Below are 9,573 nucleotides of genomic sequence, written 5' to 3' on the forward strand. Positions count from 1 at the left end.
GCCCCCACCACCAACACAAACGCCCCCACCACCACCCACACCACCGTCATTCCACCAACCTAATCCCCACCCACCATCCCCTCGCTCACTGGTGATCAAGAGGTTGGCGTCAGCCCGCCCGGCGTGTCGTGACGCAAACTTCTTGATCACCAGATCGGGTGGGGTGGGAGTGTCCGGGAGCGGGGGTTGGGTTCGACGTTTCCGGTGGACGGTGCCGGGGCGGCACCGGAGACAGGAGGGCCACTGTGAAGTACATGATTCTGCTCTACGGGTCGCAGCAGGACTATGACGTGCTGTCCGGTCGGGCTTCCGACCGGCCGGCGATGTCGGCCGAGCAGATCGCGGCGATGCACCACCACATGGAGACCTTCCACCAGGCGCTGGCCGAGTCCGGGGAACTGGTCGACGCCCGGGGCCTGAGCGAGCCGGTACACGCCCGCCGGGTGCAGGTACGCGAGGGAGCGCCGGTGGTCACCGACGGCCCGTACCCGGAGACGCAGGAGGTCCTCGCCGGTTACACCATCGTGGAGTGCGCCAGCTTCGATCGGGCCACCGAGATCGCCGCCGGCCTCGTCGACCCGGACGCCCCCGGCGGGTACGTGGACGTGCGACCGGTGCTCGACGGCGTCGAGGACCTGGCCGGCTGACACGTGCCGGAAACCCCGACCGAGGACCTGCTGCGCGAACTGGCGCCGCAGGTCCTCGGCGCGCTGGTCCGCCGCTTCGGGCACTTCGACACCGCGGAGGACGCGGTGCAGGAGGCGTTGATCGCCGCGGCCGACGGGTGGCCGCGCGACGGCGTACCGGACAACCCCCGGGGATGGCTGATCACCGTGGCGTCCCGCCGGCTGACCGACCTGCTGCGGCGCGAGCAGGCCCGGATGCGGCGGGAGGACACCGTGGCGCGGTGGACGCTGCCCGAGCAGCGGCACGCGCCCGCCGCCGACCATGAGGCGGCGGACGCCGACGACACGCTCATCCTGCTGTTCCTGTGCTGCCATCCGGCGCTCTCGCCGGCCTCACAGATCGCGCTCACGCTGCGTGCGCTGGGCGGGTTGAGCACCGCCGAGGTGGCGCGGGCGTTCCTGGTGCCGGAGGCCACGATGACCCGGCGGATCAGCCGGGGCAAGCAGCGCATCCGCGACAGTGGACTGCGGTTCGCGCCGCCCACCGGCCCGGAGCGCGCCGACCGGCTCGCCGCCGTGCTGCACGTGCTCTACCTGGTCTTCACGGAGGGGTACGCCCGTACCGCCGGGCCCGGGTTGCTGCGGGCCGACCTGACCGCCGAGGCGATCCGCTTGGCCCGCCTGGTGCACCGGCTGCTGCCCGACGATCCCGAGGTCACCGGGCTGCTCGCGTTGATGCTGCTCACCGACGCCCGCGCTCCGGCGCGGATCGGCGCGCACGGCGAGCTGGTGCCGATGGCCGAGCAGGACCGCACGCGGTGGCGGGCCGACCAGATCGCCGAAGGAGTCGAGCTGATCACCGGTGCGCTGCCGCGCGGGGTCGTCGGGGCGTACCAGCTCCAGGCGGCCATCGCGGCGGTGCACGACGAGGCGCCCAGCGCGGCGGCCACCGACTGGGCGCAGATCACCGCCCTGTACGAGGTGCTCCTCGGGATGTCCGACAACCCGGTGGTGGCGCTCAACCACGCGGTGGCGGTGGCGATGAGCCGGGGCGCTCCGGCCGGGTTGGCGCTGCTCGCCGACCTGGCCGACGACAGTCGACTCGCCGACGACCCTCGACTGCCGGCCGCCCGTGCCCACCTGTGGGAGCGGGAGGGTGAGCGGGTCGCGGCGCGCGAGGCGTACCGGATGGCGGCGGCGCGCTCGACGAACCTGGCACAGCAGCGCTACCTGAACGCCCGCGCGGACCGTCTCGCGGGCGACCCGCCCCCCACCGACTGAACCAGCGGGCCGTGCCGTGGCACAGGCAGGCGGCCAGGAAGCGTCAGGGGCTGCCAGGAGACGTCACGGGCTGGCGGCCAGGAAGACGAAGGCCGCCAGCAGCACCAGGTGTACGCCGCCCTGCAACACGTTGGCCCGGCCGGGCACCACGGTGAGGACGGCGGTCACCGCGGTGAGCGCGAGCAGGGCGAGTTGGGTGCCGCCGAGGCCGAGCAGCAGCGGGCCTTCCAGCCAGATCGAGGCGACCGCTATGACCGGGATGGTCAGGCCGATGCTGGCCATCGCCGAGCCGAGCGCGAGGTTCAGGCTGATCTGCACACGGTCGCGGCGGGCGGCGCGGGCTGCAGCCAGGGTCTCCGGCAGCAACACCAGCAGGGCGATGATCACACCGACGAACGCGTGCGGCAGGTTCGCCGCGGCGACGCCGGCCTCGATGGTCGGGGAGACGGTCTTGGCGTCGCCGACCACCGCGATCAGTGCCACCAGCAGCAGTCCCAGACTCATCAGGGCCGCCCGGGTGCTCGGCGGCTTGGCGTGCTCCTCCGCGTCGATCACCTTGCCCTTGCTGTCGACCGGCAGGAAGTAGTCGCGGTGCCGACCGGTCTGCACGAGGACGAACAGCCCGTAGAGGGCCAGCGAGGCGACGGCGGCGAACGCGAGCTGGGCCGGGCTGAACTCCGGGCCGGGCCGGGCCGTGGTGAAGGTCGGAATGACCAGGCTCAGGGTGGCCAGGGTGATCACGGTGGCCAGGGCCCCGCCGGTGCCCTCCGGGTTGAACACTGCGACGCGGCGGCGCAGCGCCCCGAGCAACAGGGACAGGCCGAGGATCCCGTTGCAGGTGATCATGACGGCGGCGAAGACGGTGTCCCGGGCGAGCGACTGGGTCTTCTCCGGCCCGCTGATCATCAGCGTGACGATGAGGGCGACCTCGATCACGGTGACCGCGACCGCGAGCACCAGTGACCCGTACGGCTCCCCCACCCGGTGGGCGACCACCTCCGCGTGGTGCACGGCCGCGAGCACGGCACCGCCCAGCAGCACCGCGACCACCACGATGAGCAGGCCGGGCAGGTCCCGCCCCCAGGTGGCGACTAACACCAGCAGAGCGAGCACGGGTACGGCGAAGGTCCAGTCGGTCAGGCGGGAGCGAAGCAGGGCGGCCATGCCGTACAGAGTGCCAGGCCAGGTGATCATGTGCCCACCATCGACGCAGCGTCTGCCGTGTCGAGGTCCACAACGAGCAAACCCGTAACCTGTAGGTTACTCTTTCGGGGTGGATGAGGTGGCCGTCGCGATCGCCGACCCGGTACGCCGGCGCATCCTGAGCATGTTGCGCGACGAGCCCCTCTCCGCCGGCGTCATCGCCGCGCGGTTCACGATCAGCCGACCCGCCGTCAGCCGCCACCTACGGTTGCTGCGGGAGAGCGGGCTGGTCCGTGACGAGCTGGTCGGACGGCAGCGGATCTACCGGCTCGACCCCGGCCCGCTCGCCCCGCTGCTCGACTGGCTCACCGGGCTCGCCACCGTCGACCGCTGGGAGCGGCACCTCGACGCGCTGGAGACCGAGGTCTATCGCACCCGCCGAGAGCGCCGCAGCCGTGGCCCGGCGGAGCACCGAAGGGAGCACACGGCATGACCCGCACACCCGCAGGACGCCTGTTTCGCACCGCCACGGGGCACGATCTCGTCCTCACCCGGACCTTCCGCGCCCCAGTGGAGGACGTCTGGGCCAGCCTGACCGAGTCGGAGCGCACCGCCCGCTGGTTCGGCCCGTGGGAGGGCGAGGCCGGGCCCGGACGGACCATCCAGGTCCAGATGGCGTACGAGGAGCAGCAGCCCTGGTGTGCGGTACGCATCGACGTGTGTGAACCGCCACTGCGCCTCGCCGTGTCGATGATCGACGAACACGGCAACTGGCTGCTGGAGCTGTCGCTGACCGAGACCGACGGCACCACCGAGCTGCGATTCGTGCAGCACCTGAGCAGCGTGGCGGGCATCGCCGAGGTGGGCGCCGGTTGGGAGTACTACCTGGACCTGCTGGTCGCCTCCCGCGACGGCTCGCCCCGCCCGCGGTTCGACGACTACCACCCGGCGATGCAGAAGTACTACCAGGGGCTGGCCGCCGCGACGGCCGGCTAGGGGTCCAGCTCCCGCCGCAGCCTGGCGAACTCGGCGGTCAGCGCCGGCAGGGGAAAGTGCGCGTTCAGGCCGCTGGGGTTCGGCAGCACCCAGACCCGGGCCGGCCCGAGCGGCTCCGGTCGCGGACCCAGGACGGCCGTCGGTCGGGCGAAGGCGACCCGGTACGCGGTCACCCCGAGGATCGCCACCCACCGCGGCCGGTAGCGCTCGGCCTTCATCGCCAACCCGGTGACCCCGGCCACCAGCTCCTCCGACGTCAGCTCGGCGGCGCGGGCAGTGGCCCGGTTGCTCAGGCTGGTGATGCCCAGGCCCTGCCGCAGCAGCTCGTCGCTCTCCCACGAACGCAGCTGGCGGTCGGTGAAGCCAGCCCCGTGCAGGGCCGGCCAGAAGCGGCTGCCCCGGCGGGCGAACGGCTGCCCCACGGCGGCCGAGTAGAGGCCCGGGTTGTAACCGCAGAACAGCACGCGCAGCCCAGGGCCGATCACGTCCGGCAGACCTCGGCCGGCGGCATCCGCCACCTCCTGCCGGGTCGGCCGTCGCGGCGGCCCCGCACGCTCCGCGTCCACAGCACCGATCCTGCCGTACGCCCGGCGCCGGCACCGGCGCGCGCTCTGACACAGTGACCCGATGCAGTCCGACGACCACCTCGCCGCCAGCCGCTACGCCCGGATGCGCTGGAACACTCCGCTCTCACCGGAGCACGCCGCGCTGCTGCTGCAACGGCTCGACGTCCGCCCCGGCTCACGCGTGCTCGACCTCGGCTGCGGCTGGGGTGAGCTGCTGCTGCGGGCGGTCGCCGCCGGCGGTGTGTCCGGCCCGGTCGCGACCCGGGGCGTCGGCGTCGACACCGACGACGCCGTTCTCGCCCGAGGGCGGCGACTCGCCGCGGATCGGTCGCTGAACCGGCACGTCGCGTTCGTGACGGGGGAAGCGGCCGCCTGGCAGGAGCCGGCCGACCGGGTCCTCTGCATCGGTTCGGCACACGCCTTCGGCGACACCGCGGCGGCCCTCGACGCCCTCGCCGCCGTGGTACGACCCGGTGGGCGACTGCTGTTCGGCGACGCCTACTGGGAACGGCCCCCCACGGCGGAGATCGCCGAGGTCTTCGGCCCGGATGTCGCGACCCTCCCCGGGCTGGTCGAGGCCGCCCGCGAACGCGGCTGGCGGCTGCTGCACCTGAGCACCGCCGACCAGCGGGAATGGGACGACTTCGAATCCAGCTGGCTGGCCGGCCGGCAGGAGTGGCTGCTGGCGTACCCGGAGGATCCTCGTGCGGCCGACGTCCGCGCGGAACTCGACGACCGGTTGCGCGAGTACGTGGGCGGTTACCGAGGTGTCCTCGGCCTCGCCTACCTCGTCCTCGGTCGCTGACGGCCCCGGTCACGTCTGGACCGAACGGCAGAGCTGAACTGGCAGGCAGGAGAACCGGAGCCGACCGGTTGACAAGCCCGTTCGGCGCCGCTCGTTCTCACGACGTCACCGGCGTCGGCTCGCGCGGGTGGGTGACCAGACGGTGCGTGCGGAGCCCGTAGGCGCTGGCGGGGCCATCCGGTCCGGGCGCCGCGCCCGCGGGTGGGTGGGCTGGTCGGCTGTGCGGGCCTCGGCAGCCCGACGGAGACGACGGCGAGCAGCACCGCCGCGACGATGCCGTCGAGCCAGTAGTGGTTGCCCGTGGTCACGACAACCAGCAGGGTGACGAGCGGATGCGCCAGCCACAGCCACCGCAGGCGCCCGCCGGTCACGGCGATGAGCGCGACGGCGACGGCGAGCGCCCAGCCGACGTGCAGGGAGGGCATGGCGGCGTACTGGTTGCTCAACGCGTCCGTGTCGGGCGGGCCGTAGACGGCGGGCCCGTAACGGCTACCGGTGTCCACCATGCCGGTCAGGGTGGTCAGTCGCGGCGGCGCCAGCGGAACCAGGAAGTGCAGCGCCAGTGCGGCCGCGGTGAGCCCGGCGAGCATGCGACGCGTCCAGAGATAACGCACGGGGTGTCGCACGTACAGCCAGATCAGACAGCTGATCGTGGCGGGGAAGTGCACGTACGCGTAGTAGCCGTTGGCCAGGTGCACCAACAGCTCGTGGGAGAGCACGGGACGTTGGAAGGCGGCCTCGTCGGGCAGGTGGAACAGACGCTCCACCCGCCAGATCCATTCCCCGTTTCCCACCGCTGTCGACGCCCGGTCGGCCCCCGCCACCCGCGCCGCCTTGTAGACGAGGAACAGGGTGGCGACGAGCCCCAGCTCACGCATGGCCCGGCGCAGTGCTACGGCTCGCCGGGCGGGTGCCGCTGGCAGCTCCGCGGTATCCACAGACCCCTCGATTCGGTGACGTTCGCTCGTACCGGCCCCGGGTCGGATGGCCCGACGTCAGCGTGACCGGGTCGGTCCGTCCTGCGTGGTGTCGACGCGCACCTGGTCGAAGGCGGGAGCGCCGTCGACCGCGTCGGCGGCGACGGCCGCCGACGTGGCGGCGTCCGGCAGGTCGAGGCTGGTCCGCAGGGTGATCGGCTTGAGCAGGAGCGCGGCGATGATGCCGACGACCCCGATGGCGGCGGAGATGAGGAAGATGTGTCCGGTGGCGTCGCCGTACGCCGCCCGGACGATCTCCTGGACCTGCTCGGGCAGGGCGGTGATGTTGAGGTTGCTGCTGCCCGAGCCGCCGGAGGCGGGGATCCCGGCGGCGGTGAGGTCGTGGGTGATCTGGTCACCGACCCGGCGTGCGAGGACGGCGCCGAGCACGGAGACGCCGATGGTACCCCCGAGCGACCGGAAGAACGCGACGCTGGAGCTGGCCGCGCCAATGTCCTTGAGCGAGACCGTGTTCTGAACGGCGAGGACGAGGTTCTGCATGGTCATGCCGACGCCGACGCCGACGGTGAACATGGCGGCGCCGACCAGGACGAGCGACGTCTCGTGGTCGATGGTGCCGAGCAGCGCGAACCCGGCGACGAGCAGGATCGAACCCGCGACGATGTACGGCTTGATCTTTCCGCTCTTGGTGATCAGCCGGCCCGCGACGATGGAAGAGCCGAGGACTCCCGCCATCATCGGGATGGTGAGCAGGCCTGCCTCGGTCGGGCTGTAGCCGCGGCCGATCTGGAAGTACTGACCGAGGAAGACGGCACCGCCGAACATGGCCATGCCGACTGCGAGGCTGCCGAGGATGGCCAGCGCGGTGGTGTGCTGGCGCACGATACCGAGCGGGACGACCGGCTCGGCCGCGCGCGACTCGACCCAGACCGCCAGGGCGAGCAGGATGAGCGAACCGCCCACCATGGCCGCCGTCTGCCAGGAGGCCCAGGCGAACGAGCCGTCGACGAAGGAGATCCAGATCAGCAGCACGCTGACGCCAGCGGCGATGAGGCCGGCACCCAGGTAGTCGATCTTGACATTCTCACGCCGTGCGGTCGGCAGGTGCAGGGTGGCCTGGAGCAGGATCAGCGCGATCGCGGCCACCGGCACGCCGACGAAGAAGCACCAGCGCCAGCCGAGCCAGGACGTGTCGACGATGAGGCCGCCGAGCAGTGGGCCGCCGACCGTCGCGACGGCCATGACACCACCGAGGTAGCCGTTGTAGCGGCCGCGCTCGCGCGGCGGGATCATGGCCGCGATCGCCACCTGGACGAGCGCCTGCAGACCGCCGACCCCGATGCCCTGGAACGCGCGGGCGGCGATGAGCTGGCCGGCGCTCTGCGAGAAGCCGGCGACGACCGAGCCCACCAGGAAGACCACGATGGCGACCTGGATGAGGATCTTCTTGTTGAACAGGTCGGCCAGTTTGCCCCAGATCGGGGTGGTTGCCGTCGCGGTGAGCAGGGTCGCGGTGACCACCCAGGTGTACTGGTTCTGCGAGCCGTTCAGGGCTCCGATGATCTTCGGTAGCGCGGTCGAGACGACAGTGCTGCTCAGCATCGCGACGAACAGCACCAGCAGCAGGCCACTGAGCGCTTCCAGGGTCCGCCGATGGGTCATCGGCTCAGCGCCGGCCGTGATGGTGGGTGCGCTCATCGCGCGGCCTCCAGGTTGTCGTTGTCGTTGTTTCCGAGGGCGATCTCGATGTCGCCGGTGAACCGGCCGAGGGCGGCACTCAGCGCCGCCACCTCGCCGGGAGTCCAGTCGGCGAGCGCCCGTTCGAGCACCTCGCCGTACCAGCGGTGGCTGTCGGCCAGGGCGGCACGGCCGGCCGGGGTGACCGCCAGGATGGTCGCCCGCTTGTCGGTCGGGTCTGGCCGCCGCTCGACCAGCCCGTGCGCGACGAGCGCCGCGACGGAGCGGCTGACGGTCGACGCGTCCAGCCGAGTGCGCTCGGCCAGGTCGCGGGCGTGGCAGTCGCCGGAGAGCTGTTCGATCTGCACGAGCATGCCGAGCATGCCGGCCGGGATCGCCGGGTGTTCGTCGGCCCGGCGTTGTTTCAGCAGTCGAACGCTTCTGACCAGGTCGTACAGGCGAAGGCCGAGCTCACCGGCATCGCTTTCCACATCCGCTCCCCACCCGAGTTGGTTGCCTCAAGCAAGCATCTACCGATCTTTCCCACTGCGCAAGTTTGCTCATTGAGAAGTCCCTCACCCGCACGTACCCTCGGTGCGATGGACGAGACGACCGGTCTGCGGGAGCGCAAGAAGGCGGCCACCCGCCTCGCTCTGCACGAGGCGGCCCTCCGCCTCGCCGCCGACGAGGGCATCGACGCGGTGACGGTCGAGGCGATCGCCGACGCCGCCAACGTCTCCCGGCGGACCTTCTCCAACTACTTCTCCAGCAAGGAGCAGGCCCTCTTCCACGGCGACACCATGCGCCTGCACCGGCTGTTGGAGCTGATCCGGGAACAGCCCGTCGACGAGGCGCCGTGGACCGTCCTGAGCCGGGCAGCCGAGCGCCTCACCGAGGAGGTCTTCGGCGGTTCTGAGCCCTCCTGGCTGACCCAACGCCGGGAGCTACGCGCGCACCCCGGCCTGGCCCCACACCAGGTGGCGGCGTACGCCGCGATCGAGCGCGAGCTGGCCGCGGAACTCGCCCGCCGGCTGACCGGCGACGACGTGGCACTGCGCTCCCGCCTCCTGGCCGCGACCTTCCTGACCATCCGGCGGGTCGCCGTCCAGCACTGGATCGAGCACCCGGGCGAGCCGATGACGGAAACCGTCCGGACCGCGCTCGTCGCGGCCGCGCCCGCGGTGCCCCCCGGAGGCCACCGGACCAGCACCGCACCTGGCACCGCCCTCCGATCCCCGCAGAATCCCCCAGGGCCCAGTGAGTGGTAGCCAACGGGCGCGGTCTTGACGGAGCGCAGACATCGGAGGTTTACTGCGTCAGCGATAGCAGTCGATGCGCCTTGACCATCCTTTGTGGTAAGTGGGGCACCTCGGCGACGCGATCGCCACTGGTCGCCACTGCTGAGCCAGCCGTCTCCTGGCGCTGGCGGTAGCGACGCTCCCCCCTCGGCGGGCGGGGAGCACCGGCACGGCAACCCGCACGGCGCAGCGTCGCGCTCCCCGCAGGAAGATCCCCACAGGTCCGGCACCTCCCCGAACCAT

At 71.8% G+C, this 9,573-nt stretch carries 11 protein-coding genes; 6 read left to right on the top strand and 5 right to left on the bottom strand.

Features of this window, described 5'->3' with window-relative positions; genetic code table 11:
* The first annotated feature begins 254 nt into the window (after positions 1 to 254).
* On the top strand, positions 255 to 647 hold the full coding sequence (locus tag KBX53_RS11800; RefSeq protein ID WP_245233651.1) for a YciI family protein: 393 nt from the start codon (positions 255 to 257) through the stop codon (positions 645 to 647).
* A 3-nt stretch (positions 648 to 650) separates the two neighbouring features.
* Positions 651 to 1,907 carry an RNA polymerase sigma factor gene (locus KBX53_RS11805; protein ID WP_210859144.1) on the top strand — a complete coding sequence of 419 codons (1,257 nt, stop codon included), beginning with the start codon at positions 651 to 653 and terminating at the stop codon, positions 1,905 to 1,907.
* Between the two features lie 63 nt (positions 1,908 to 1,970).
* Here the strand turns inward: KBX53_RS11805 and KBX53_RS11810 are convergent, their stop codons facing one another.
* On the bottom strand, positions 1,971 to 3,071 hold the full coding sequence (locus KBX53_RS11810; RefSeq protein ID WP_030332858.1) for a calcium:proton antiporter: 1,101 nt from the start codon (positions 3,069 to 3,071) through the stop codon (positions 1,971 to 1,973).
* 109 nt (positions 3,072 to 3,180) lie between these two features.
* Here KBX53_RS11810 and KBX53_RS11815 point away from each other — a divergent pair, with 109 nt between their 5' ends.
* Complete coding sequence (locus tag KBX53_RS11815; RefSeq protein WP_030332856.1) at positions 3,181 to 3,543, top strand: helix-turn-helix transcriptional regulator; 363 nt, start codon at positions 3,181 to 3,183, stop codon at positions 3,541 to 3,543.
* Complete coding sequence (locus KBX53_RS11820) at positions 3,540 to 4,046, top strand: SRPBCC family protein (protein WP_210859146.1); 507 nt, start codon at positions 3,540 to 3,542, stop codon at positions 4,044 to 4,046. Before KBX53_RS11815 ends, KBX53_RS11820 begins: the two co-directional genes overlap by 4 nt.
* On the opposite strand, the gene mug is transcribed toward KBX53_RS11820, so the two are convergent.
* A complete protein-coding gene (mug, locus tag KBX53_RS11825) occupies positions 4,043 to 4,612 on the bottom strand; it encodes a G/U mismatch-specific DNA glycosylase (RefSeq protein WP_030332853.1) in 570 nt (189 codons plus the stop codon). The two genes, KBX53_RS11820 and mug, sit on opposite strands and share 4 nt — an antisense overlap.
* A gap of 61 nt (positions 4,613 to 4,673) precedes the next feature.
* Between mug and KBX53_RS11830 the strand changes: the two genes are divergently transcribed.
* Entirely contained in the window at positions 4,674 to 5,417 is a 744-nt protein-coding gene (locus tag KBX53_RS11830) for a cyclopropane-fatty-acyl-phospholipid synthase family protein (protein ID WP_210859148.1), read from the top strand.
* Here KBX53_RS11830 and KBX53_RS11835 read toward each other — a convergent pair.
* The 3 genes from KBX53_RS11835 to KBX53_RS11845 all read right to left on the bottom strand — a co-directional run bounded on the left by KBX53_RS11835 (position 5,396) and on the right by KBX53_RS11845 (position 8,523).
* A complete protein-coding gene (locus tag KBX53_RS11835; RefSeq protein WP_210859149.1) occupies positions 5,396 to 6,295 on the bottom strand; it encodes a phosphatase PAP2 family protein in 900 nt (299 codons plus the stop codon). The two genes, KBX53_RS11830 and KBX53_RS11835, sit on opposite strands and share 22 nt — an antisense overlap.
* A gap of 117 nt (positions 6,296 to 6,412) precedes the next feature.
* The gene (locus KBX53_RS11840) at positions 6,413 to 8,053 is read right to left on the bottom strand and encodes an MDR family MFS transporter (RefSeq protein WP_210859151.1); all 1,641 of its coding nucleotides are present in this window, start codon (positions 8,051 to 8,053) and stop codon (positions 6,413 to 6,415) included.
* The gene (locus tag KBX53_RS11845; RefSeq protein WP_307857840.1) at positions 8,050 to 8,523 is read right to left on the bottom strand and encodes a MarR family winged helix-turn-helix transcriptional regulator; all 474 of its coding nucleotides are present in this window, start codon (positions 8,521 to 8,523) and stop codon (positions 8,050 to 8,052) included. The genes KBX53_RS11840 and KBX53_RS11845 overlap by 4 nt, the downstream gene beginning before the upstream one ends.
* 108 nt (positions 8,524 to 8,631) lie before the next feature.
* Between KBX53_RS11845 and KBX53_RS11850 the strand changes: the two genes are divergently transcribed.
* Positions 8,632 to 9,300: a TetR/AcrR family transcriptional regulator gene (locus KBX53_RS11850; protein ID WP_210859153.1), complete on the top strand. Its 669-nt coding sequence runs from the start codon at positions 8,632 to 8,634 to the stop codon at positions 9,298 to 9,300.
* The last annotated feature ends 273 nt before the right edge of the window (positions 9,301 to 9,573 follow it).

The sequence above is a fragment of the Micromonospora sp. M51 genome, assembly GCF_018070305.1.
GTDB lineage: Bacteria > Actinomycetota > Actinomycetes > Mycobacteriales > Micromonosporaceae > Micromonospora > Micromonospora parva.